At 56.3% G+C, this 24812-nt stretch carries 24 protein-coding genes; 12 read left to right on the top strand and 12 right to left on the bottom strand.

Translation table 11 applies throughout. From position 1 onward, the window contains the following. The first annotated feature begins 61 nt into the window (after positions 1–61). From ACSEMK_RS07465 to ACSEMK_RS07455, 3 genes are read left to right on the top strand one after another with little or no spacing between them, the layout of a single operon-like run. Positions 62–418: an ArsC family reductase gene (locus ACSEMK_RS07465; RefSeq protein WP_015703145.1), complete on the top strand. Its 357-nt coding sequence runs from the start codon at positions 62–64 to the stop codon at positions 416–418. Positions 419–421: 3 nt separating this feature from the next. Next, a complete protein-coding gene (dapE, locus tag ACSEMK_RS07460; RefSeq protein WP_113374476.1) occupies positions 422–1549 on the top strand; it encodes a succinyl-diaminopimelate desuccinylase in 1128 nt (375 codons plus the stop codon). A 53-nt stretch (positions 1550–1602) separates the two neighbouring features. After that, a complete protein-coding gene (locus ACSEMK_RS07455; protein ID WP_045362276.1) occupies positions 1603–1800 on the top strand; it encodes a YpfN family protein in 198 nt (65 codons plus the stop codon). 273 nt (positions 1801–2073) lie between these two features. Here ACSEMK_RS07455 and ypfH read toward each other — a convergent pair whose 3' ends face one another. The 6 genes from ypfH to dapA form a co-directional block, all read right to left on the bottom strand. Continuing rightward, positions 2074–2772 (bottom strand): esterase, encoded by a 699-nt coding sequence (gene ypfH / locus ACSEMK_RS07450; protein WP_047043485.1) that lies wholly within the window; start codon positions 2770–2772, stop codon positions 2074–2076. A gap of 107 nt (positions 2773–2879) precedes the next feature. Next, positions 2880–4880, bottom strand: coding sequence for a tRNA(Met) cytidine acetyltransferase TmcA (locus ACSEMK_RS07445; RefSeq protein WP_430914717.1), 2001 nt, complete (start codon positions 4878–4880; stop codon positions 2880–2882). A 9-nt stretch (positions 4881–4889) separates the two neighbouring features. Beyond that, positions 4890–5765, bottom strand: coding sequence for a KPN_02809 family neutral zinc metallopeptidase (gene ypfJ, locus ACSEMK_RS07440; RefSeq protein ID WP_045392648.1), 876 nt, complete (start codon positions 5763–5765; stop codon positions 4890–4892). A gap of 121 nt (positions 5766–5886) precedes the next feature. Beyond that, positions 5887–6600 (bottom strand): phosphoribosylaminoimidazolesuccinocarboxamide synthase, encoded by a 714-nt coding sequence (purC, locus tag ACSEMK_RS07435; protein ID WP_015703148.1) that lies wholly within the window; start codon positions 6598–6600, stop codon positions 5887–5889. 142 nt (positions 6601–6742) lie between these two features. Beyond that, the gene (gene bamC / locus ACSEMK_RS07430; protein WP_087858426.1) at positions 6743–7777 is read right to left on the bottom strand and encodes an outer membrane protein assembly factor BamC; all 1035 of its coding nucleotides are present in this window, start codon (positions 7775–7777) and stop codon (positions 6743–6745) included. Positions 7778–7793: 16 nt separating this feature from the next. After that, entirely contained in the window at positions 7794–8672 is an 879-nt protein-coding gene (gene dapA, locus ACSEMK_RS07425; RefSeq protein WP_032712143.1) for a 4-hydroxy-tetrahydrodipicolinate synthase, read from the bottom strand. 153 nt (positions 8673–8825) lie between these two features. On the opposite strand from dapA, the gene ACSEMK_RS07420 reads away from it, so the two are divergent. After that, positions 8826–9395 (top strand): glycine cleavage system transcriptional repressor, encoded by a 570-nt coding sequence (locus ACSEMK_RS07420; RefSeq protein WP_015365463.1) that lies wholly within the window; start codon positions 8826–8828, stop codon positions 9393–9395. A gap of 3 nt (positions 9396–9398) precedes the next feature. After that, positions 9399–9869, top strand: coding sequence for a thioredoxin-dependent thiol peroxidase (gene bcp, locus ACSEMK_RS07415; RefSeq protein ID WP_015365462.1), 471 nt, complete (start codon positions 9399–9401; stop codon positions 9867–9869). 64 nt (positions 9870–9933) lie between these two features. Here the strand turns inward: bcp and ACSEMK_RS07410 are convergent, their stop codons facing one another. After that, entirely contained in the window at positions 9934–10998 is a 1065-nt protein-coding gene (locus ACSEMK_RS07410; RefSeq protein ID WP_087858424.1) for an AI-2E family transporter, read from the bottom strand. 223 nt (positions 10999–11221) lie between these two features. Between ACSEMK_RS07410 and bepA the strand changes: the two genes are divergently transcribed. The 3 genes from bepA to ACSEMK_RS07395 all read left to right on the top strand — a co-directional run bounded on the left by bepA (position 11222) and on the right by ACSEMK_RS07395 (position 14114). Then, positions 11222–12685 (top strand): beta-barrel assembly-enhancing protease, encoded by a 1464-nt coding sequence (bepA, locus tag ACSEMK_RS07405; RefSeq protein WP_015703149.1) that lies wholly within the window; start codon positions 11222–11224, stop codon positions 12683–12685. Positions 12686–12694: 9 nt separating this feature from the next. Continuing rightward, positions 12695–13054 carry an arsenate reductase (glutaredoxin) gene (gene arsC / locus ACSEMK_RS07400; RefSeq protein ID WP_047043470.1) on the top strand — a complete coding sequence of 120 codons (360 nt, stop codon included), beginning with the start codon at positions 12695–12697 and terminating at the stop codon, positions 13052–13054. 136 nt (positions 13055–13190) lie between these two features. Beyond that, on the top strand, positions 13191–14114 hold the full coding sequence (locus ACSEMK_RS07395; protein ID WP_308959147.1) for an Rpn family recombination-promoting nuclease/putative transposase: 924 nt from the start codon (positions 13191–13193) through the stop codon (positions 14112–14114). On the opposite strand, the gene ACSEMK_RS07390 is transcribed toward ACSEMK_RS07395, so the two are convergent. From ACSEMK_RS07390 to ACSEMK_RS07375, 4 genes are all read right to left on the bottom strand, one after another. Then, positions 14111–14812 (bottom strand): DnaA inactivator Hda, encoded by a 702-nt coding sequence (locus ACSEMK_RS07390; protein ID WP_026612247.1) that lies wholly within the window; start codon positions 14810–14812, stop codon positions 14111–14113. The genes ACSEMK_RS07395 and ACSEMK_RS07390 overlap by 4 nt on opposite strands. A gap of 98 nt (positions 14813–14910) precedes the next feature. Then, positions 14911–16197: a uracil permease gene (gene uraA, locus ACSEMK_RS07385; RefSeq protein ID WP_015370403.1), complete on the bottom strand. Its 1287-nt coding sequence runs from the start codon at positions 16195–16197 to the stop codon at positions 14911–14913. A 96-nt stretch (positions 16198–16293) separates the two neighbouring features. Continuing rightward, positions 16294–16920 (bottom strand): uracil phosphoribosyltransferase, encoded by a 627-nt coding sequence (gene upp, locus ACSEMK_RS07380; RefSeq protein ID WP_015370402.1) that lies wholly within the window; start codon positions 16918–16920, stop codon positions 16294–16296. Positions 16921–17116: 196 nt separating this feature from the next. Beyond that, positions 17117–18547: a 6-phospho-beta-glucosidase gene (locus tag ACSEMK_RS07375; protein WP_316424311.1), complete on the bottom strand. Its 1431-nt coding sequence runs from the start codon at positions 18545–18547 to the stop codon at positions 17117–17119. 249 nt (positions 18548–18796) lie between these two features. On the opposite strand from ACSEMK_RS07375, the gene purM reads away from it, so the two are divergent. Both purM and purN read left to right on the top strand, forming a co-directional pair. Then, a complete protein-coding gene (purM, locus tag ACSEMK_RS07370) occupies positions 18797–19834 on the top strand; it encodes a phosphoribosylformylglycinamidine cyclo-ligase (protein WP_020078194.1) in 1038 nt (345 codons plus the stop codon). Beyond that, positions 19831–20472, top strand: coding sequence for a phosphoribosylglycinamide formyltransferase (purN, locus tag ACSEMK_RS07365; protein ID WP_015370398.1), 642 nt, complete (start codon positions 19831–19833; stop codon positions 20470–20472). Before purM ends, purN begins: the two co-directional genes overlap by 4 nt. A gap of 53 nt (positions 20473–20525) precedes the next feature. On the opposite strand, the gene ACSEMK_RS07360 is transcribed toward purN, so the two are convergent. Beyond that, the gene (locus ACSEMK_RS07360) at positions 20526–21866 is read right to left on the bottom strand and encodes a glycoside hydrolase family 28 protein (RefSeq protein WP_430914716.1); all 1341 of its coding nucleotides are present in this window, start codon (positions 21864–21866) and stop codon (positions 20526–20528) included. 421 nt (positions 21867–22287) lie between these two features. Here ACSEMK_RS07360 and ACSEMK_RS07355 point away from each other — a divergent pair, with 421 nt between their 5' ends. Both ACSEMK_RS07355 and ACSEMK_RS07350 read left to right on the top strand, forming a co-directional pair. After that, entirely contained in the window at positions 22288–23739 is a 1452-nt protein-coding gene (locus tag ACSEMK_RS07355; protein ID WP_430914783.1) for an MFS transporter, read from the top strand. Beyond that, on the top strand, positions 23714–24811 hold the full coding sequence (locus ACSEMK_RS07350) for a glycoside hydrolase family 88/105 protein (protein WP_430914715.1): 1098 nt from the start codon (positions 23714–23716) through the stop codon (positions 24809–24811). Before ACSEMK_RS07355 ends, ACSEMK_RS07350 begins: the two co-directional genes overlap by 26 nt. Position 24812 lies beyond the last annotated feature (1 nt).

The following is a 24812-nucleotide window of genomic DNA, read 5'->3' as shown; positions in this document are numbered from 1 at the left end:
ACAAAGCTTATATATTCGGAAAAAACTGAGAAACATATTCTTTTAACGTGAAGGTTTAATTATGTTGACCATGTACGGCATCAAAAACTGCGACACCATTAAAAAGGCCCGCCGCTGGCTGGAAGCCCATCAGATAGACTATCGCTTCCACGATTATCGTGTTGACGGACTGGACCGCGAATTGCTGAATACCTTTATTGCCGAATTAGGCTGGGAAGCGCTGCTTAACACCCGCGGCACCACCTGGCGCAAACTCGATGAATCGGTCCGCACTGGGATCGATAATGCCGATGCGGCGGCGGCGTTGATGCTGGAAATGCCGGCAATTATCAAACGCCCATTGCTCTGCGCGCCCGGTCAGCCTATGCTGCTGGGCTTTAGCGAAGCAAACTACGAAAAATTTATTAACGAGGTGTAGTCTATGTCTTGCCCGGTCATTGAGCTGGCTCAGCAGCTTATTCGCCGCCCTTCCCTTAGCCCCAATGATGCGGGATGCCAGGCGTTAATGATTGAACGCCTGCGGGCGATCGGCTTTACCGTTGAAGCGATGGACTTCGGCGATACGCAAAATTTCTGGGCCTGGCGTGGACAGGGTGAAACGCTGGCCTTTGCCGGCCATACCGATGTGGTGCCGGCAGGCGACGCCGACCGCTGGATCAATCCGCCGTTTGAACCGACTATCCGCGATGGCATGCTGTTTGGCCGCGGCGCGGCGGATATGAAAGGGTCGCTGGCGGCGATGGTTGTCGCCGCCGAGCGCTTTGTCGCGCAGTACCCGAATCACAAAGGCCGTCTGGCGTTTCTCATCACCTCTGATGAAGAGGCCAGCGCCACCCACGGCACGGTAAAAGTGGTCGAAGCGCTGATGGCGCGTAACGAGCGTCTTGATTACTGCCTGGTCGGCGAACCCTCGAGTACCGAAGTGGTTGGCGATGTCGTGAAAAACGGCCGTCGCGGTTCACTCACCTGTAACCTGACGATTCATGGCGTCCAGGGCCACGTCGCTTATCCGCATCTCGCTGATAACCCGGTACACCGCGCGGCGCCGATGCTGGCGGAGCTGGTGGCTATCGAATGGGATAAAGGCAACGAATACTTCCCGCCAACCAGCATGCAAATCGCCAACGTGCAGTCCGGCACCGGCAGTAACAACGTCATCCCTGGCGATATGTTCGTTCAGTTCAACTTCCGTTTCAGCACCGAGCTGACCGACGAGATGATCAAGGCGCGCATCATCGCGCTGCTGGAAAAATATCAGCTGCGCTATACCGTCGAATGGTGGCTTTCCGGCCAGCCATTCCTGACCGGTCGCGGCAATCTTGTCGATGCGGTCGTGAACGCCATTGAGCACTATAATGAAGTAAAACCGCAGTTGCTAACCACCGGCGGTACCTCTGACGGACGCTTTATCGCCCGCATGGGCGCGCAGGTAGTTGAACTGGGCCCGGTGAATGCGACCATTCATAAAATTAATGAATGCGTCAACGCCGCCGACCTGCAGCTGCTGGCGCGGATGTATCAACGCATCATGGAACAACTGGTCGCCTGACGACAATAACGATTACCCCGCAGCGCCGCTGCGGGGTAAAAAGAGGACACAGCATGGAATGGCTTATCAACCACTGGTGGATTCTGGTGTTAGTATTTTTAGTCGGGGTAATGATCAACGTGATTAAAGATCTTAATCGCGTCGACCCGAAAAAGTATCTCGACAACAAACCGGATCTGCCGCCGCATCGCGACTTCAATAGCAAGTGGGATGACGACGACTGGCCGAACAAAGACCAGCCGAAGAAGTAAACCTGCGCTCCCCGTCATCGCGCAGGCTGGATGCATTCCCGGGTAGCGGCTGACGCCTTACCCGGGCTACGGCCCGTACCATTGCGAACTGAAACTGCCGGTGTTGGTTGCCTCAAAATTCCCCGGTGGCGCTGCCGCTTACCGGGGCTACAGCGCTGTGCGATTTGGTAGCCCGGAGAAGGCGCAACGCGCCGCGTCCGGGAAAACCCTTATAAAAGTTGTAAACCGATAACAGTATTTACCTAAACCAGCCTACGTTGTACCGCGGGGCCATTACAGCATTTCGATTATATCGTCATCTTTCGGCGTACCGCCGCTTAACGCTTCATCAAAATAGTGCTTCGGTACGGTATACCGCAGACGGTCGAGGGCAAACTGCATACTGCGATCATCAATGGCATGTCCGAGATCTTCAACGATATCCAGCGTAACATCTCCCCCCAACTCCTGCAGCCGCTCCTGCGCGGAAACCGCCCACGCCAGATCGATCACCCGATCCTCGCCACCGTGGATCAGATGCACGGTGGTTTGCGTAGTCGCCGTTTGCGGCAACGTCGCGTAACGGCCGTTAAAGGCAATCACCCGTGACGCCAGCCCTGGCTCGGCTTTAATACTCTCAAGCGACATAATCGCACCCTGCGAAAAACCGATCAGCGCCGTTGCCTGCGGGCCTAAACCGCTCTGTTTTTGCCAGTAGCGCACCGTTTCAATAAAGGTCGGCATAATGGCATCGATGCGTTGCTGACGATTCTCTTCCGTCACGCCTTGCACCGAAAACCACTGCCGCGCCGGCGCCGGACCGCAGGGTTCTGCGCCACCAATACTGACAATAAGCGCGTTGGGAAACAGCGGCGCAAACCAGCTACCTATTTGCCCCATCGAAACCGGATTATCGCCCACGCCATGAAACAGCAGCAGCAACTGTTGCGCAGGCGTCGCCGGGCTCTGAACAATAAAGTGATCGTGTTTCATGGTTGTCTCCTGATGTCTCAGATAAACAGGAATCTGGCTCCTGGTTGATGCAAGGCAGTTTACGCCGCGCAGGGAATATGACCATGCCATTTAACTGAATGAGTTAGTTAAAAAAATTGCAGCTTCCTGACCCACTCTTCCAGCTGTTGCGCGCGGGCAGGATCGAGTCCCGCCATGGCCGCCGCCGCCTCTTCCCGCAGTCGCGCCAGTAGCGCCTTTCGGCCGGATAAACCAAGGTTTGCGCACAGCGTTGCCTCATCCTGCTGCGCTAATCGCGCACGAAGCGCCACTGACGGCAGCGGCGTCGCCTGTAAGAGCCGGTTCAGACTCCCGACCGCCGTCAACAGCGGACGATGCGCAAAGGCAAAACCGGCGACCTCCAGCCAGTCCTCCTCAGTAAGCATAGTTGTTTCATCCGCCGTCACCGGAGCGCGTTCATCACGCCACTGACTTAGCCAGCGCTCATCCCGCGCCAGCCGTTGATGTTCACGCCAGGCCAGCTGGCGCCCCTCTTCGCTGAGCGGATAAAGCGCCATCGCCGTATAACAGCCGCTGCTCGCCTCGCGATGCGTTCCCATACGCACCAGCAGAAACCCGCAGCGCTGCCAGAAGCGCCATAGTTCAGGGGTAAAACCAAAGCTGACGGAGAGATAGTCACACCCATGCGTCTGCTTGACGGCATGGGCGATTAAACGCTGCCCCTGCCCTTCGCGCTGGCGCGCTGGATGTACGGCAATACGGCTGACGCGTCTGCCGGTCAGCGTCGCCGCCAGCGGGCTACCGCCGTGCGCGGCCAATGACTGGGCCACAAGATTGCCGCGCGGGCGGCGATATCCGGCCCAGACGGCGCGGCTAAGCTCAGGTTCGAGACCGCCCTCTTCCACCAGCCACACCGCGCCAGCGACGCCATCCGCGCAGCGAGCCAAGGTAAAATGCTGGCCCGGCGCATCCATCATCCTGCGCAAATCCAGCGGCGAAGTGCGGTAATGCGCGCCGGAAAGCAGTTGATAAGCCTCTGATGGGCGCGAGGGCTGTTCGCGCCAGGCACGCTGGCTTAACGTTTCCAGCTGCGGTTCCCCGTGCGGCGCCTGGAGAAACGCCTCATCGTTAAACAACAATAGCCGATCGATAACCGACTCCAGCGGGCAACCCGGCGCCCAGCGAATCGGCGACGACAGATGATACCGCCGTAGCGTTGGGAAACTGGCGCAGAACTTCAATAAGAAGCCACGACCGGTCCCCTCATAGCCCTGAACCGTCGTCGTCAACAGCGTATGGGGAAAACGCGCCGTCAGCTGGCGTAGCGTCGGCGCCGGGATAGCGGCGGCCTCATCGACCACCAGCCAGTCGGCTTTTGCGTCGCTTGCCAGCAGCGCATCAGGCGCCATAAAGCGCATCTTCTGTCCCGCAAAAGCGGCGATGACCGCTGTCGCGTCGCGCGTTGGCGCGGTGACGATGGCGGAACCAGCTAGTTGATGAATCAACATTCCCGCCAGCGCAGATTTACCGCGCCCGCGCCCGGCGGTGACGGCGGCAATGTGCGGGGGCGACGACGTCAGCGAATTGAGAATAGCGGCCTGTTCGGCCTGCGGGTAACCATCGGCAGCATGCCAGTGCCTGCGCGGCACGGCCTCCGGCAACCGTAAGCCGTAGCCCTGTCGCCACAGGGCGACCTCAGGATCCGCGCTAAAGAGTTGAAGACAACGGTGGACAAAGTTAGGGGTGGCGATCGGTTCAGACGTATCGCTCCAGCGCAGCGAATCGCCATCCGCCTGCTCAGGCCAGCGGGCAAAATCCGGCACCAGGAGCACTAACCAGCTGCCGGCGCGCAGCGTGCCGGCAAGCGCGGCAAAAGCCGCCACGTCAAAACCGTGGCGAGCGTCGAAAAAGGCATGCTGAAATTCGCGCCCGAGCAGCGTTTTCAGCGCGCCCGGCGCCACGCAGGGTTCCTGCTGCGGCAACGCGCCGACCCATAGACTATCGCCGCCCAGCCGCTCTCGCAGCTCAACGGCCTGCGCCAGACACCAATGTTCGTCACCGCTGAGCACCAGCAGGCGACGAATACCCTCGCGCGCCATCTGCGCGGTCAGGTCAAGCAGCGTTTCCATCGGCAAACGTTAGCGAAGCGCGCTGCCGAAGGTATTACACTGCGCAGGGTCGCCGCTATCGAAACCGCGTTTGAACCACGTATAGCGCTGCTGGGAAGTCCCATGGGTGAAGCTATCCGGCACCACGCGGCCCTGGCTCTGCTCCTGCAGACGATCGTCGCCGATGGCCTCAGCGGCATTGAGCGCCTCCTGCAGATCGCCGGTTTCCATCACATCCTGTTTCTGCATGTTATTGCCCCAGACGCCCGCAAAGCAGTCTGCCTGCAGCTCCATTTTCACCGACAGGCGGTTCACTTCGGTCTGCGAAGCCTGCTGCTGCATCTGACGGACCTTAGGTTCAATGCCGAGCAGCTTCTGCACATGGTGGCCGACTTCGTGCGCAATCACGTAGCCCTGCGCGAAGTCGCCGTCAGCGCCGAGTTTGTTTTTCATCTCGTCATAGAATGACAGGTCGATATAGACCGTGCTGTCCGCCGGGCAGTAGAACGGCCCCATCACCGATTGGCCGGTGCCGCAACCGGTACGGGTCGCTCCGCGATACATCACCAGCTTCGGCTGAACATATTGCCGCCCCATCTTTTCGAAAATAGGCCCCCAGGTGTCTTCTGTGGTGGCCAGAATAACGGAGGTGAACTTCGCCGCTTCGTCATCCTTCGGGCTGATGGAACGCTGGGTGGAGGTTTGCTGCTGCGGCATCGGTTCGCCGGTCAGCATGCCGGTTAAATCCACGCCATAATAACCCGCCACCAGAACGATAATCAGCAGGACGATGCCGCCTTTACCGCTTGGAATGCGAAAACCGCCACCGCCGCCGCCCAGCGGCGAACCTGAATCACTACGTCTGTCTTCCACGTTGTCGCTTTCACGACGCCCTTGCCAGCGCATAAGCACCTCTATTCCATCATGTTACGAATATGAGAGATCGTAGGCGGTTCAGCGGAGGATTACCACAGGAAACAACGAATAAGAGTGCCGGAAGAGACGATTTCTTCCGGCGCGGAGGGGATTAGTCGAGCTTGACGCCCAGACGATGGGCCACTTCTTCGTAAGCTTCGATCAGGCCGCCGAGGCTCTGGCGGAAGCGGTCTTTGTCCATTTTATCGAGGGTGTTTTTATCCCACAGACGGCTGCCGTCAGGAGAGAATTCATCGCCAAGCACCACTTCACCTTTGAACAGACCAAACTCCAGCTTGAAGTCGACCAGAATCAGACCGGCATCATCAAACAGCTTGCTGAGTACGTCGTTCGCTTTGTAGCTGAGCTCCTTCATGCGCGCCAGGTTTTCTTTATTCACCCAGCCGAACGTCTCACAGTAGGATTCGTTGACCATCGGGTCGTGCATGGCGTCGTTTTTCAGGAACAAATCGAACAACGGCGGAGTCAGTTCGATACCTTCTTCAATACCCAGGCGTTTCACCAGTGAACCCGCCGCGCGGTTACGAATCACGCATTCAACCGGCACCATATCCAGCTTTTTCACCAAGCATTCAGTATCGGAAAGCAGCGCTTCCATTTGGGTCGGGATACCGGCTTCTTCCAGCTTGCTCATAATGAAATGGTTGAATTTGTTATTCACCATGCCTTTACGATCGAACTGCTCGATGCGGGCGCCATCCCCTGCTGACGTATCGTTACGGAATTCAAGTACCAGCAGATCCGGGTTTTCGGTGCTGTATACCGTTTTCGCTTTGCCACGATACAACTCAGCTTGCTTTTTCATCTTTCACCACTCCAGTGATATTAAGCCAAAAAATTACCTTTCCGCCCGTAGGCAAAATCAGGCAAATTACCGGACTTTGCGGCTACGCACACGTTTGCGTCACTATACATTAAAAAGGGCCGGATTGCTCCAGCCCTTTTTATTACTTGTTAAATGCGGCCTGGAATACGGCTACCAGGGCGTCATTTTGCGACTGCGTCAGGGTGTGGCCTTTCGGGTCGATGAACTGCAGACTACTGCGGTTATCGAGATCGCCGACCTGCAGTTTATAGTCGCCAGAGACCAACTGCGGATCGCTTGCGCCCAGTTCCTGCCAGCTGCTGTCAGACAGCGGCTTGTAAGTTACCGCCATGCTGCCCTGGGAGCGAGTGCTGTCGGTCACCTTCATGCCCACTTTTTCAAGCGTGGCCGGCAGTTTCTGCCATACCATGTTGAATGGCGCGCGCACCACCAGCATCGGCAAGCCGGTGTCATCCGCCGCGCTCTGCACGTCAAAGGTCGCGCCAGCGCTTCTCTGCGCCGCATTCTGCGCATTGGTGGCGTTGGAATCAAGACCGGAGGAGATAACGTTCAGCATCGAGGTGCTGTAGCGCTGCAGAGAAGCCGGGTCAGACACGGGCTTGCCCGCCTGCTCCAGGTTCACGAGCTTCACCACCACCGCCTGCTGATAGCCCTGCGGCTTAACGGAGATTTGATAACGGCCACGGTACTGCTGGTCTTCATCAAGGCGGTTCCACTCTACCCAATCGGTATTCAGCGTCTGGCCTGCATCGTCACGCTTGGTGATGGTGTAGTTTTTCGCCTGTACGATGCTGACAACCTGCGCCCATAAAGAACCGCTACGGCTATTTTCAACCATCAGGGTGGAAGTGTCGCCGTTAAACTGGGTACGCGCGCCGCTGACCAGGGCTAACGCCTGAGCCGGAGGACGAATGTCCAGCGCTTTACCTACCGCACCGGTGCTGGCGGCAACCGGAATGTTGTAGTCGCCAGTCTGCAGCGGCAGGATCATCCCCGCCGGGGCGTGAAGTTCACTGAGCGGCGCGGCATCTAAATAAGCCTCGTCGCCGCTAACCTGACGCTTATAGCGCGAGTCAGAACTACAGGCCGCGAGGAGTAAAACCAGCGAAACACCCGCAACCTTCGCCAGGCGCGACTTCTGTACTGAGTAAGCCATCAAATCTCCCTAAACTCTACAGCAAACCGGCATGCTTCAGCGCTGCGGTAACCGCTTTCGTACCCGTTTCGGTAATCGGCGTCATCGGCAGGCGCAGCGTGTCGGTCGCTACAAGTCCCAACGCCTTACAAGCCCATTTGACTGGGATCGGGTTGGGTTCGACAAATAATTTTGTATGCAGCGGCATCAGACGCTGGTTAATCGCGCGAGCTTCCGCGAATTGACCCGCCATCGCCAGTCGGCACATGTCCGCCATTTCACGGGCGGCGACGTTCGCCGTGACGGAAATGACGCCGACGCCGCCGAGCTGGATAAAGTCCATGCCGGTCGCGTCATCGCCGCTCAGCAGAATAAAGTCGTCTGAAACCAGCTCTTTGATCTGGTGAACGCGACTTAAGTTCCCTGTTGCTTCCTTAATACCGACAATATTTTTAATTTCCGCCAGGCGACCAACGGTTTCCGGCAGCATATCGCAACCGGTACGGGACGGCACATTATACAGAATTTGCGGCAGGTCAGTATGCTCAGCGATAGCTTTAAAGTGTTGGAACAGGCCTTCCTGAGTCGGACGGTTATAATAAGGAGTGACCGTCAGGCAGCCGACAACGCCGCTATCGTTGAAACGTTTGGTCAGGCTAATCGCCTCTGCGGTTGCATTTGCACCGGTACCAGCAATGACCGGGATGCGGCCATCGGCCAGTTCAAGGGTCATCATCACGACGTCGCCATGCTCTTCATGGCTTAACGTTGCGGATTCGCCGGTAGTCCCTACCGAAACAATCGCCGAGGTTCCGTTGGCGACATGGTAATCAATCAGTTTTTTCAGGCTTGACCGGCAGACATTACCGTTATCATCCATCGGCGTGACAAGCGCTACAATACTTCCCGTGAACATGGGCCATCCTCAGAGCAGAAGTGGGACAAGATTCTCAATGTTACGTTTGGTGCCGCAATAAAAGCAAGAGACCCAACGCCATCTGGGATGTTGTACGCCGGTTTTTTTTATGCTTTCCTAATGTTACCTCACCTTTTTAAAGGAAGAACAGGTTTGACAGCCTCATTACAACACTATCTGGTGATTACCGCTCTGGGCGCAGACCGCCCCGGCATCGTAAACACAATCACTCGCCACGTCAGCAGCTGCGGCTGCAACATTGAAGACAGCCGGTTGGCCATGCTCGGCGACGAGTTCACGTTTATAATGCTGCTTTCCGGCTCGTGGAACGCGATTAACCTGATCGAATCAACGCTGCCGTTAAAAGGAGCCGAGCTGGATTTGCTGATCGTAATGAAGCGCACCTCCGCCCGGCCGCCGCAGGCGATGCCGAATACGGTTTGGATCCAGGTAGAGGTGCCGGACTCGCCGCATATCATTGAGCGCTTTACCGCGCTGTGCGACACGTGGAATATGAATATCGCCGAACTGGTCTCCCGTACTCAACCGGGCGAAGATAAAGACGCCGCTCAGCTATTTATTCAAATCACCGCACACAGTCCTGCCTCGCAAAACACGACAAATATCGAGCAAGCGTTCAAAGCCCTATGTACAGAACTGAGCGCACAAGGCAGTATTAACATCGTTAATTATTCACAGCATGATGAACAGGATGGAGTTTAACCAATGACCCCACTGAAAGCCGGTGATATCGCACCGAAATTTAGCTTACCGGACCAGGACGGCGAGGAAGTAAATTTAACCGACTTCCAGGGACAGCGTGTTCTGGTTTATTTTTACCCGAAAGCCATGACCCCGGGCTGCACCGTACAAGCGTGCGGTTTACGCGATAACATGGACGACCTGAAAAAAGCGGGCGTCGAAGTTCTGGGTATCAGCACTGATAAACCAGAAAAGCTGTCCCGTTTTGCCGAAAAAGAGCTGCTGAACTTTACGCTGCTGTCTGATGAAGATCATCAGGTCTGCGAACAGTTCGGCGTCTGGGGCGAAAAATCATTTATGGGGAAAACCTACGACGGTATTCACCGTATTAGCTTCCTCATTGATGCTGACGGCAAGATTGAACATGTGTTTGATAACTTCAAAACCAGCAATCACCACGACGTCGTGCTGAACTGGCTGAAAGAAAACGCATAACGTCTAAATGAAAAACGCCGGGGGATAATAAATCGCCCGGCGTTTTTTTGCGTCAATCAGCGTGTCACTCGTCTTCAATAACCATTCCGTCAGGCCAGGCGTGAACCACCGCTTTGATTAACGTCGCCAGCGGAATCGCGAAGAATACCCCCCAGAACCCCCACAGCCCGCCGAAAATCACTACCGACAGAATAATCACCAGCGGATGTAAATTCACCGCCTCCGAGAACAGCACCGGCACCAGCAGGTTGCCATCCAGCCCCTGAATAATCAGGTATACGGCAAACAGGCTCCAGAACTCAGTGCCCGCGCCGAACTGGAACAACGCCACGCCGATCACCGGAATGGTGACCACAAAAGCGCCGATATACGGGATTAACACCGAGAATCCTACCAGTACGGCCAGCAGCAGCGAGTAGTTGAGACCAAAGAGAATGAAGCCTATCCAGGTGGCGACGCCGACGACAATCATCTCCAGCACCTTGCCGCGGATATAGTTGGTAATCTGCTGGTTCATCTCCTTCCACACCTGCCCCGCCAGGCCGCGATTACGCGGCAATACGCGGCGTACGGCATTCAGCATCTGCTGTTTGTCTTTCAGCAGGAAGAAGACCATCAGCGGAACCAGGACCAGATAAACCGCCAGCGTCAGCAGGCCCACCAGCGAGGCGAGCGAATACTTCACCACCGAATCCCCCACGGTCAACATGCGAGTGCGCACATTTTCCGCCATCGCATCGATGATGCCGGCATCCACCAATGCCGGATAACGCCGCGGCAGCGTGGCGGCGAAATCGGAAAGCTTATTCAGCATGCCTGGCATATCGCGGATGAGATAAATACCCTGTTGCCAGGCCACCGGCATCACCACAAAGGCCATCAACAGCAAGATACCGACAAAAAGCACCAGCACCAACGACGTGGCCCAGGTTCGCGACAAACCGATACGCTCCAGGCGAACGGTCGGCCATTCCAGCAGATAGGCCAGCACGATGGCGACCAGCAGCGGCGCCAGCAGCCCGCTGAAAAAGAACATAATGCCGAAGCCGGCCAGCAGAATAACCAGCAGCGCTATCGCTTCCGGATCGCTGAAACGACGACGATACCACTGCATTAACATCTCAAGCATAAACCCTTCCCTGAAGCGCAAATCGCCACAATCCGGGGAATTGTATCTAAGTGTCACAAAAAAGACTTCGCTTTTTATTGGCTATGACACAAACCTGCACAACTGTGCGAATATCATATTTTCAACGCCATCAACCACAGCTAAACTCGCAGAATCTGCGGCACGGGAACATTGGGCCGCGCAACCGATCAAACTGGCACACCCACATTACAGGACAGAGGTTATGTTCAGGCAGTTAAAGAAAACGCTGGTGGCCGCCGCCGTCGCGTCGTTGACGCTGGGGACGATATTACCTGCCGCCGCTGACTCGGCGGATACGCTGCCGGATATGGGCACCTCGGCAGGAAGCACGCTTTCCATCGGGCAGGAAATGCAGATGGGCGATTACTACGTGCGCCAGCTGCGCGGTAGCGCGCCGCTGATAAACGACCCGCTACTGGTGCAATACATTAACGGGCTGGGCATGCGCCTGGTCGCCCACGCTAACTCCGTGCGTACGCCGTTCCACTTTTATCTGATTAATAACGATCAGATTAACGCCTTTGCTTTCTTCGGCGGCAACGTAGTGCTGCACTCGGCGCTGTTCCGCTACGCGGATAACGAAAGCCAGCTTGCCTCGGTAATGGCGCACGAAATCTCCCACGTCACCCAGCGCCATCTGGCGCGCGCGATGGAAGATCAAAAACGTAGCGCGCCGCTAACCTGGGTCGGCGCGCTGGGCTCTATTCTGCTGGCGATGGCCAGCCCGCAGGCGGGGATGGCGGCATTAACCGGCACCCTGGCCGGCACCCAGCAGGGAATGATTAGTTTCACCCGTCAGAATGAAGAAGAAGCCGACCGCATCGGTATTCAGGTACTGCAGCGCTCCGGGTTCGATCCGCAGGCGATGCCGGCTTTTATGGGTAAATTACTCGACGAATCCCGCTATTCCAGCCGCCCGCCGGAAATGCTGCTCACTCACCCACTGCCGGAAAGCCGTCTGGCCGATGCCCGTAACCGCGCCAACCAGATGCGCCCGGTAGTAGTCCAATCCTCGGCGGATTTCTATCTCGCTAAGGCCCGTACCCTCGGTATGTACAACTCCGGGGAAAATAAGCTCGGCAGCGATCTGCTTGACGCCTGGTCAAAAGGGAATATCCGCGAACAGCACGCCGCGCAGTATGGCCGCGCGCTACTGGCCATGGAGAGCAATAACTACGATCAGGCGCGCAAAGCGCTCCAGCCGCTGCTCGGCGCCGACCCGCAAAATCCCTGGTATCTGGATCTCGCCACCGATATCGATCTTGGGCAGAAAAAGACTACCGACGCGATTAACCGTCTGAAAAACGCCAAAGAGATCCGTACCGATCCGGTCCTGCAGCTGAACCTGGCCAATGCCTATCTGCAGGGCGGACAGCCGGCGGAAGCCGCGACTATTCTCAACCGCTACACCTTTAATAACAAGGATGACGGCAACGGTTGGGACCTGTTGGCGCAGGCGGAAGGCGCATTGGGTCATCGCGACCAGGAGCTGGCGGCGCGGGCCGAAGGCATGGCGCTGGCCGGTAGGCTTGACCAGGCCATCTCGCTGCTAAGCAGCGCCAGTTCGCAAGTGAAATTGGGCAGTTTGCAGCAGGCGCGCTACGACGCTCGCATCGACCAGCTGCGCCAGCTGCAGGAAAGATTCCGCCCCTATCAGAAAATGTAAGGAGACCACATGTCTGACGCGGTAAAAATTTACCACAACCCTCGCTGCTCGAAGAGCCGTGACACGCTCAGCCTGCTGAAAGCCAACGGCATCGACCCTGAAGTGGTGTTGTATCTGGAGACGCCGCCGGATGCCGCGACGCTGCGCCAGCTGTTGAAAATGCTGAATATGAGCAGCGCCCGCGAACTGATGCGCCAGAAAGAAGATCTGTATAAGTCGCTCAATCTCGCCGACCCACAGCTCAGCGAAGAGGCGTTGATTAAGGCTATGGTCGAGAACCCGAAACTCATCGAACGGCCCATCGTGGTCAGCCACGGTCAGGCGCGTATCGGCCGCCCGCCGGAACAGGTGCTGGAAATCGTCAGCTAACCCCCTACGCGCCGCCGGTGTTGCCCGCGGCGCGATTTTTTTCGTGGCCGCTTCCAGAAAAAACAGGCCAATCCCCTCCCCTTGCGCAGTAGTGCTACTGTCCGTCCATCACCTGAATCCACTGGACGGATTGCCAATGAATAAAGCTATTTCCACACCGCATGACGCAGTATTTAAAACCTATCTTTCCCATTCGGATACCGCGCGCGATTTTCTCCAGTTGTATCTGCCTGAAGCACTAAAGGAGATCTGCGATCTGCGTACGCTACATTTAGAATCGGGTAATTTTGTCGAAGAAGATCTCAGACCTTACTATTCCGATATTCTCTACTCGCTGCAAACCACCGCGGGCGACGGCTATATTTACGCGCTGATCGAACATCAAAGTAGCCCCGACCGACATATGGCCTTTCGCCTGATGCGCTATGCCGTCGCCGTCATGCAGCGCCACCTTGATGCCGGACACGAAAAACTCCCTCTGGTGATCCCGGTGCTTTTCTATCACGGCCTGGTGACGCCCTATCCGTTTTCAATGCGCTGGCTGGATGAGTTTGCCGCGCCGGAGCTGGCGACCACACTCTACCACGGCGAATTTCCACTGGCGGATATCACCGTCATACCGGATGATGAAATCGCCACTCATCAACGTATGGCAACGCTGGAATTACTGCAAAAACATATTCGACAACGCGATCTGGCGCAGTTACTCGACAAGCTGGGCGAATTATTATTGACTGGATTAGCCACGCAAACACAGGTGCAGGCGCTAATGCACTACCTGGTGCTCGCGGGAAATAGCCGCGAACCGATAAAGTTTATTCGTGAGCTGGCGCGCCGGACGCCGCAACATAAGGAGACGCTGATGACTATTGCAGAATATCTCGAGCAGCAAGGGCTGGAGCGCGGTTTGCTTCAGGGACGGCAAGAGGGCCGGCAAGAAGGCCGTAAAGAAGAAGCACAGCGTATCGCCGCCGCGATGTTACGTAGCGGTCTCGCCCCCGCGCTGGTGGCGCAGCTAACCGGGCTGGCAGAGCAGGAACTGGCGTCGCTTTCGGCCTAAAGCTTCAGGATCTCTTTAACAAATGGGATCGTCAGTTTTCGTTGAGCGGTAATTGACGCGTGATCGAGCTGATCGAGCGTCATAAACAGCGAGCGCATTTCTCTATCCAGACGCTTGAGCAGGAAACGGCAGACATCTTCCGGCATCTCGAAACCGCGCAGTCTGGCGCGCAACTGCAGCGCCTGCAGCTTATCTTCATCCGACAGCGGCTGTAGCTTATAGATTTGCCCCCAGTCAAGGCGCGAGGCGAGATCCGGCAAGCCAAGATGCAGCTGTCGCGGCGGGCAATCGCCGGTGATCAGCAGGCGAGTTTTACCTGATTCGAGAATACGGTTATAGAGGTTGAAAATAGCCATTTCCCAGGGCTCATCCCCGGCCACGCACTCGATGTTATCGATGCACACCAGCGCCAGTTGCTCCATGCCGTCCAGCACTTCCGGCACGAACCACGTGCGCTTATCCAACGGCACGTAGCCGACGGCATCGCCACGCTGGGATAGCTCAGCGCAGGCGGCATGCAAAAGATGGCTACGCCCCGCGCCTTCGCGTGACCAGATATAGATGTATCCGCTGTGTTCCTGCCGCAACACGTTCTGCAGAGCGGCAAGTAGGGAAGGATTATCACCCGGCCAGAAACTCGCGAACGTTTCGTCGTCAGGAAGATACAGTGGCAAAGAGAGCTGTGCCGGAGCGTTCAGATGGACCTCAACATAGGCTTACAGAAAAACGCGAAGAGTTTAACACAGTTTTAGGTCAGGAGAGAACCGGGCAGGATCGCTGCCCGGTATGAGGATCGTTATTTCGCTTCTTCGCTATCCGCGGCGTCCAGCACCACTTCTTCCGGACGCAGAACGCTGATCAGTTTAAAGATCAGGCTCAGGCAAATACCGACGATCGTCGCCAGCGCCATGCCTTTCAGCTCCGCCGCGCCAATATGTACTTTGGCGCCGCTCACGCCGATGATCAGGATGACTGAGGTCAGAATCAGGTTCTGCGCTTTGCTGTAATCGACTTTTGATTCGATCAGCACGCGGATACCGGATGCGCCGATTACCCCGTACAGCAGCAGAGAAACGCCGCCCATCACCGGAACCGGGATAATCTGGATCGCCGCCGCCAGCTTGCCGACGCAGGAGAGCAGAATCGCGATAATCGCCGCGCCGCCAATAACCCAGGTACTGTATACGCGGGTAATCGCCATCACGCCGATATTTTCCCCGTAGGTGGTGTTTGGCGTTGAGCCAAAGAAACCGGAGACAATCGTCGACAGCCCGTTGGCGAACATCGAGCGGTGCAGACCCGGATCGCGGATCAGGTCGCGCTTAACGATATTGGCGGTCACCACCAGGTGCCCCACGTGCTCGGCGATCACCACCAGCGCGGCAGGCAAAATGGTGAAAATGGCAAACCACTCAAAGCGCGGGGTGTAGAAGGTCGGCAGTGCAAACCAGTGCGCTTCGGCGATAGGCGTCGTATCGACAACGCCCATCACAAAGGAGAGCGCATAGCCCACCAGCACGCCGATAAGAATCGGGATAATCGCCAGGAAGCCGCGGAACAGTACGGAACCAAAAACCGTCACCGCCAGCGTCACCATCGAAATAATAATAGTTTTGCTGTCAGGCGATTGACCGTCAGCCGGCAGCAGCCCGGCCATGTTCGCCGCCACGCCCGCCAGTTCCAGGCCGATAACCGCCACGATGGCGCCCATCGCCGCCGGCGGGAACATCACATCCAGCCAGCCGGTACCGGCTTTTTTGACAATAAAGGAGACGATGCAAAACAGGACGCCGCACATAATGAAACCGCCGAGCGCCACTTCATAACCCAGCGGCAACAACAGCAGCACCGGGGAGATAAAGGCGAAGCTCGACCCCAGATAGGCCGGAATTTTGCCTTTACAGATAAAGAGGTACAACAGCGTACCGATGCCGTTAAACAGCAGTACAGTAGCCGGGTTAATGTGGAACAGGATAGGCACCAGAACCGTTGCGCCAAACATGGCGAACAGATGTTGCAAACTAAGCGGGATTGTCTGTAAAAGCGGCGGTCTTTCACTCACCCCGATTGCACGGCGCGTCATAATATTATCCTCTGAGAGTCGTTTGTTATTTGTTGTGGGCGTGATTTATTCAAAAAAAAGCCGACTCTCAAAGTCGGCTTTTTATCACTTCATCATTTATTTGGTACCGAAAATCTTATCGCCAGCATCGCCGAGGCCCGGAATAATGTATCCGTGCTCGTTGAGGCCCTGGTCGACGGAGGCGGTGTACAGCTCGACGTCAGGATGCGCTTTCTCCAGCGCGGCAATGCCTTCCGGCGCCGCCACCAGCACCAGCACCTTAATGCTCGAGCAGCCCGCTTTTTTCAGCAGGTCGATGGTCGCGATCATCGAACCACCGGTTGCCAGCATCGGGTCAACCACCAGCGCCATACGCTCGTCAATGTTTGAAACCAGCTTCTGGAAATAAGGAACCGGCTCCAGCGTTTCTTCATCACGGTAGATACCAACAACGCTGATACGCGCGCTCGGCACGTGCTCCAGCACGCCTTCCATCATACCCAGACCGGCACGCAGGATAGGCACCACGGTAATTTTCTTACCTTTGATCTGCTCAACTTCGACCGGACCGTTCCAGCCTTCGATAGTGACACGCTCGGTAGCGAGATCGGCGGTTGCTTCGTAGGTCAGTAAGCTACCAACCTCTGAGGCGAGTTCACGGAAGCGTTTAGTACTGATGTCATGCTCACGCATCAGGCCCAGCTTGTGTTTGACGAGTGGATGTTTCACTTCCACGATCTTCATTCTCTTTCTCCTCTGAGGGGCAGCCACAAAAAAAATCGCGGGATTATACCGCTTTTTGCGGATTGCGCCATACCCATCTTGCTTGACGTATATCAAACAAAGTGATTTATGGATTGTTACACATTATAAAACAAACAAAAAAAGCCGGAGGTTCCCCTTCGGCTTTTATCTTTAGCAACGTGACGCTTGCTGGCGGCTATAGGTTTTCGCCGTTACTGGCAATAACCTGCTGATACCAGGCAAAGGATTTTTTACGGCTACGGGCCAACGTGCCGCAACCGTCGTTATCTTTATCGACAAAGATAAATCCATAGCGTTTTTTCATCTCGCCGGTACCGGCGGAGACCAGATCGATACAGCCCCACGGGGTATACCCCATCAGATCGACGCCATCTTCCACTACCGCTTTTTTCATTTCGGCAATATGGGCACTAAGATACTCGATACGATACTGGTCATCCACGCTACCGTCAGCTTCACGCACGTCAATGGCGCCAAAGCCGTTTTCAACGATAAACAGCGGCAGTTGATAGTGATCCCAGAACCAGTTGAGCGAGTAGCGCAGACCAACCGGGTCAATCTGCCAGCCCCAATCCGATTTCTTGACGTAGGGATTGGAAACCAGGCTGGTGCTTTCGTCGTAATCCAGATGCGGATTATCGTCAGTCGCTTTGGTGGCGAAGGACATATAGTAGCTAAAGCCAATATAGTCGACGCAACCCTCTTTTAACGCCAGGCGATCGGCGTCGGTGATATCCAGCGTAAAACCGCGGCGCGCGAAGTAGTTGAGCAAATGCTGCGGATAGCGGCCACGCACGTGCACATCGGTAAACCAGTAACGACGATGCATAGCGTTCATCGCCATCATGATGTCGTCCGGCGCGCAGGTGAGCGGATAGATAGGACACATCGCGATCATACAGCCAATCTGCAGGTCCGAATTAATCTCGCGTGCCGCCTTCACCGCTAGCGCGCTGGCCACCAGTTCATAATGGGCGGCCTGAAACATCACCGGCTCACGGTCTTCTCCGGGCTGATACTTCAGACCGGAGTTGGTAAAGGGGGCGAAATCTTCATGGAAGTTGGCCTGGTTGTTGATCTCGTTAAAGGTCATCCAGTACTTCACTTTGTGCTGATAACGGGTAAACACCACCTTCGCAAAGCGGACGAAGAAATCAATGAGTTTACGGTTGCGCCAGCCGCCGTATTCAGTCACCAGGTGGTAAGGCATCTCAAAATGGGAGAGCGTGATCACCGGTTCAATACCATATTTCAGGCACTCGTCGAACAGATCGTCATAGAATTGCAGGCCCGCCTCATTGGGCTCCAGCTCATCGCCCAGCGGAAAAATGCGCGTCCAGGCAATTGAAGTACGGAAACACTTAAATCCCAGTTCGGCAAACAGCGCCACGTCTTCTTTATAACGATGATAAAAATCAATCGCCTCATGGTTGGGATAGTTATGGCCGGGCAGTACGCCGTCGGTGATCGTTCGCGGCACCCCATGGGCGCCTGCGGTCATCACGTCAGCGACGCTAATCCCCTTCCCTCCTTCTTGCCAGCCGCCCTCAAGCTGATGCGCCGCTACCGCGCCGCCCCACAGAAAACCTTCTTTGAATCCGGACATATACTCTCCCTATAGACGATCGTTATGCGCTTTTCACCAAACAGAAACCGGTTTCATTGGCATAATGATCATTCATTAAAGGCGAGGCAAGCAGAAGACTGTACCCGGTTTCATTTTCGTGAACAGTATCAAATTTGCTCATCTGTAAGCCGTTTTAAATCGAGTGTAAAGCAGGCTCGCAAACGTTTGCTTTCCCTGTTAGAATTGCGCCGATTTTTCTTGCTACCGCAAACGCGTGGAGACTTCGCAGTGACCGATAAAACCTCTCTCAGCTATAAAGATGCCGGCGTGGATATTGATGCAGGCAACGCTCTCGTCGACCGTATTAAGGGCGTGGTGAAGAAAACCCGTCGCCCGGAAGTGATGGGCGGACTGGGCGGATTCGGCGCGCTGTGCGCTCTGCCGCAGAAATACCGCGAACCGGTACTGGTCTCCGGTACCGACGGCGTCGGCACCAAGCTGCGTCTGGCGATGGACCTTAAACGTCACGACACTATCGGTATCGATCTGGTCGCCATGTGCGTCAATGACCTCGTAGTTCAGGGCGCCGAGCCGCTGTTTTTCCTCGACTACTACGCGACCGGTAAACTGGACGTGGATACCGCGGCAAGCGTGATAAGCGGCATCGCCGAAGGCTGCTTACAGTCCGGCTGCGCGCTGGTTGGCGGCGAAACGGCAGAGATGCCGGGTATGTACCATGGTGAAGATTACGACGTGGCCGGTTTCTGCGTCGGCGTGGTAGAAAAATCAGAAATCATCGACGGCAGCAAAGTGGCTGACGGCGACGTACTGGTCGCCCTTGCCTCCAGCGGCCCGCACTCTAACGGCTACTCGCTGGTGCGTAAGATTATCGAAGTCAGCGGCGTTGACCCACAAACCACCGACCTCAACGGCAAACCGCTGGCCGACCATCTGCTGGCGCCGACCCGCATTTATGTCAAATCGATTCTGAATCTGATTGCCAACGTCGACGTCCATGCTATCGCTCACCTGACCGGCGGCGGCTTCTGGGAAAATATCCCGCGCGTACTGCCGGACAACACCCAGGCGGTGATTGACGAGTCCTCCTGGCAGTGGCCGGAAGTCTTCAACTGGCTGCAAACCGCCGGTAATGTCAGCAGCCACGAAATGTACCGCACCTTTAACTGCGGCGTCGGCATGCTGGTCGCTCTGCCGGCAGCCGAGGCGGATAAAGCCATCGCCCTGCTGAACGAGCAGGGTGAAAACGCCTGGAAAATCGGTTACATCAAGGCATCCGATGCCGAACAACGCGTGGTCATTGAATGAAAAACATTGTGGTGCTGATTTCCGGTAACGGCAGTAATTTACAGGCGATTATTGATGCCTGCGCCCGGAAGCAAATCAACGGCACCCTGCGTGCGGTATTCAGCAATAAGGCCGAAGCATTCGGCCTTGAGCGCGCCCGCGAGGCCGGTATTCCAGCCTTTGCGCTCTCGCCGAAAGCGTTTGATAGCCGCGAAGCATTCGACCGCGAGCTGATGCAGCAAATCGATGTCTTCCAACCCGATCTGGTGGTGCTGGCGGGCTACATGCGTATCCTTAGTCCGGCCTTTGTTGGCCACTATCAGGGGCGCTTGCTGAATATCCATCCTTCTCTGCTGCCGAAATATCCGGGGCTGCATACTCATCGCCAGGCGCTGGAAAACGGTGATGAGGAACATGGCACCTCGGTACATTTCGTCACCGACGAACTCGACGGCGGGCCGGTGATTTTACAGGCTCGGGTGCCGGTATTTCCGGAAGACAGCGAAGATGACGTTACCGCCCGCGTTCAGGCGCAGGAGCACGACATCTACCCGCTGGTGGTGAGCTGGTTTGTTGATGGACGCCTGCGTATGGAAGCTAACTCTGCGTGGCTGGATAATCGCAAGCTGCCGCCGCAGGGCTATGCCGCCGAAGAATAAGTTCGACCTGCCCCGGAGCAATCGCCGGGGCACCTTCCTCTCTTATTTCCTCGCTAATTATCGCCGTTTTCCAGACATAGCGCGTTAGGGTTCCAGGCTGCCGGTAATGGTATCGGGCGCTGATAATCAAATTCGCGCAGTGTCAGACCCGCTACGCCGTTGGCGTACAGTACTGGCAAACCGCCGGGATAAGGTTCGACACCCCAAACGCGGCCGCTTTGCGGATTCAGACACCAGGCGTTATCAATCCCCATCCCGGTCGGCGACATCGGATTGCACGGCGGGCGGATATCATAAAGCCCCTGCTCCGCTGCCAGGTTCAGCTTCTGGGTTAGCTGCACGCCGTCAAACAGAATGCGCCGGATCTGACCTGGCGTTTCACTATGCAGGTTTATCGCGCCTTCGCACTCGCCAACCAGCCCGCGGAACTGGATCTGTGAGATTTCGCCGGGTTCAATCGCCGGATCGCGACGGCACGCGGAAAGGAAAACAGGGTCCGCCTCGCCCCAGTGACAGGCCGGCGCGCTCACGCAATCAAAAGCAATGCTGCTAAAAATCATCCGCCGTAGCCGCCCGCCGTCGCGGGATATCAGGCCGATGCCGCGATTGGAGTCAAAGATAGTGCAGTTACTCACCAGCACATCCTCAATATCCTGCCAGGTTTCAGTACCGATTTTAAAGGCGCAGCTTTTCGAGCGCAGCGTGCAGTTAACAATGGTTACCTGACGCAACGGTCGCTGGATGCGCTCAGGTTTATCGGTGGTCTTCAGACAGATGGCATCATCCGCCGCGCTGAAATAGCTATTGGCGATATGTACCTGCTGGCAGCTGTCGATATCCAGCGCATCGGTATTAGCCATCGTCAAATCATTGTCAACGGTGACACCGTCAACCACCACGCCCGTGCAGGAGACCAGATGAATTGTCCACATCGGGGCATGTCGTACGGTGATGTTTTCTAGCCGGACGCGAAGGCAATTTTCCAGCAAAATGATCCTCGGGCGCGCCGTGGCTGGCGTGCGGTAACCCATGGCATCAACGCGACGGGAAAACCAGCCGTCAGCGCTGCCGTAAATCTCACCGCCGCCGCAGATGGTAATATTCTGCGCATCCACAGCATACAGAAAGGCCCGATCTGAAGATTCCGCCCGGCTCAGCGCCGTCGCCTGGGCAAAGTCATCATAGTTTTCGCTAACGATAAGCTCGGCGCCCGGCGACAGCCACAGACAGGTGTTCGAGCCTATCCGTAAACCGCCGAGCGCGTACCTGCCGCAATCAACCACCAACCGGCCGCCGCCCGCCTGCGCCAGTTCGTCCAGCGCCTGTTGAAAGAGTTCGGTATCAGGCGTCACGCCATCCGCATGGGGATGGCGCTGCGAAAGATAAATGTTCATAGCATGTCCTGGAAAATCAACGTGGAGGCTATCTCACCATCTCTCTCACCCTCAGCGTAGGGTCGAAAGCGATATCGCGGAAATATCTGCGTACCCTTTCACAATCGCCGTCACGACCAGGGGCAAAACGTGATAACACCCGCAAACTTTACCCCTGACAAAAATGAAAAAAGGGTCCGCATCACATTTAAGGCCTGATTCAACCACAGAAAACGTGAGGCGCATCGCGGGGTTTATTTCATTTTGTCGCCATTTGGCATGCTGCTCGCAGAACGGTACGAAAAACCGTCTATCGGGATTTTCGCCCCCATCTCCCTCTTTTACTGTGCAACCTCTCATCCCTGATAAAAGAGATACGCGCATGACGAGGACAGTAACCCCGCAACGAGAAGTCAAAACCCGCAATATCCTCTGCTGGGGGATGGGCGATATTTTCGGCAGCGGCGCGATGACCATCACCGGCCTGTGGCTGCTCTACTTTTATATTGAAGTCGCCGGGCTCTCGCCCGCCGCCGCGGCCTCTATTTTCGCCATCGCCAAGATTTGGGACGGCATCACCGACCCGGTAATGGGCTACATTACCGACAACATTCGCACCCGTTGGGGACGGCGACGGATCTTCTTTATTGTCGGCGCGCCGCTATCGCTCTGTTTCGCTCTGATGTGGATAAGTGGTTTTGGCTACGCTTGGTACCTCGGTACCTATCTACTATTCAGCACCGTCTTCACCCTGCTGATGGTGCCTTACGATACCCTGCCTGCAGAGATGACCGCGCGCTATGATTTGCGCTCGAAAATGTCCGGGGCACGAATGCTATTTGCTCAGGCGACAGCCTTTCTCGCGGCGCTAATCCCCGGGCAAATCATGGCCCACGTCGCCGATAAATCGCAGGCGTTTCTCTATATCGGCATTATCTTTGCCCTGCTTTTTGCCTTGCCGTGGATCTTCGTCTGGCGCGGTACCTGGGAACGTGAGCATCTCCCACCACCGCAGACGCAGCAAGGTTTAGGTAAAACGCTGCGCTCGCTGTATCGGGAAATGGCCTCTACCTTCCGTCTGCGGACCTTCCGTATCCATATCATGATGTACGTCGGCGGCGCGGTGGCGCTGGATATTTTCGGCTCGCTGTTTATGCACTACATGACCTACGTGCTACGTGTCGGCACCTCGCTGGCTTCGCAGGCCATGAGTCTGATGACGCTGTTTCAATTCTTCGCGATCCCTTTATTTACCTGGCTTTGCATCCGCGTCGGCAACGGCAACGCCTATAAGGTCGCCATCGCGCTGATCCTCTGCGCGCTACTGTGGTTCAGCCAACTAACCGCTTCTTTCAGCCATCTTTCCTGGCTGCTGCTCGGCGGCGCAATCGTGATGGGCATCGCCCGCGGCGGCACCTATCTCATCCCATGGAATGTCTACAATTTCCTGCCCGATATCGATGAAGCCTACACCGGCGTGCGCCGCGAAGGGATCTACGCGGGGGTGATGATGCTGACGCGCAAATTCTCCCAGGCGCTGGCGCTGTTTATCGTCGGCCTGGCGCTGGAAACCTTTGGATTCACCAAAGGCGCCGAAACGCAGAATACCGCCGCGCTGAATGGTATCTGGTGGGTATTCCTCGTTGGCCCCGGCCTGCTGGCCTTACTGGCGATGTATGGCGCGTTTCGTTTTCGCTTGAGCCAGCCGCGACATCAAATCCTGATTAGCGAACTGGAGCGTCTGCGCGCCGGTGGTCATCCACAGAATGCCAGCCCGCTGGCACGCGAAACCATCGAGCTATTGACCGGCCATCCACATCACAACGATCGCTGGCAACACGCCGCTGTTTCTACTCAAGGAAATCACTATGTCGCAGAAAAACAACCGTCCTGAATTACAGTCACTCATCGAAGCGCTAATCGGCAACTTAACCGCGATTACCGATGATAGCGGCGAGTATTTGCAGCGGCTGGCGGATGGCCGGGTGGTTGATACCAAAGGTTGGGACGGCTGGGAGTGGACGCATGGCATCGCCCTGTTTGGCCTGTTTCGCTACCAGCACCTGACAGGATCGCTTCGGGCTGATGAACTTATCGACGGCTGGTTTAGCGCCCGTTTCGCCGAGGGCACGCCGGAGAAAAACATCAATACCGCTTGCCCGTTTTTAACCCTGGCGCTGCGCTATCAACAGACGCCTCGCAGCGACTGGCGCGCCTATCTGGAAAGCTGGGGAGACGCTATATATCGCCAGATGCCGCGTACCGATGAAGGCTGCCTGCAGCACGTCACCTATGAGGCTCCCCATCATCAACAAATCTGGGACGATACGCTAATGATGGCGGTGCTGCCGCTGGCGATGCTCGGCAAAATGTTTGCTAAATCGCGCTGGGTAGAAGAGGCGAAATTTCAGTTTTTGCAGCACCTGCACTATTTAAGCGACCGCCAAAGCGGCCTGTGGTTTCACGGCTGGCATTTCAACGGCAGACACCATTTCGCCGGCGCGCTGTGGGCTCGCGGCAATAGCTGGATAACGCTGGCGATACCGGAGCTACTGGAGATGCTCGCGCTCGACGAGCACGACGCCTTTTACCGCCAGTTGCAAAATACTCTGCAGATTCAGGTCAGCGCCCTTGCCCGCTGCCAGGCCGAAAACGGCCTATGGCCAACGCTGCTCAACGACCCCGATAGTTATCTGGAAGCCTCTGCGACGGCGGGGTTTGCCGCGGGTATTTTTAAGGCGGTGCGCCTCGGCTACCTCGACGACGCGTTTCTGCCGGTCGCCGAGCGGGCCTGCCGGGGTATAATCGAACATATCTCACCGCAAGGAGAGCTAACGCAGGTGTCGTTTGGCACAGCGATGGGCCGCGACCTCGACCACTATCGTAACATTCCCCTGACCGCCATGCCCTACGGCCAGGCAATGGCGATACTGTGCCTGGTTGAAGCGCTACACCGCACGCTTTAAT

Origin of the sequence: Klebsiella sp. K-3, assembly GCF_051207495.1 — a bacterium.
Taxonomy (GTDB): Bacteria; Pseudomonadota; Gammaproteobacteria; order Enterobacterales; family Enterobacteriaceae; genus Klebsiella; species Klebsiella aerogenes.
Note: the sequence above shows the minus strand (reverse complement) of the source record. Positions and strands in the feature narration are given on the sequence as shown.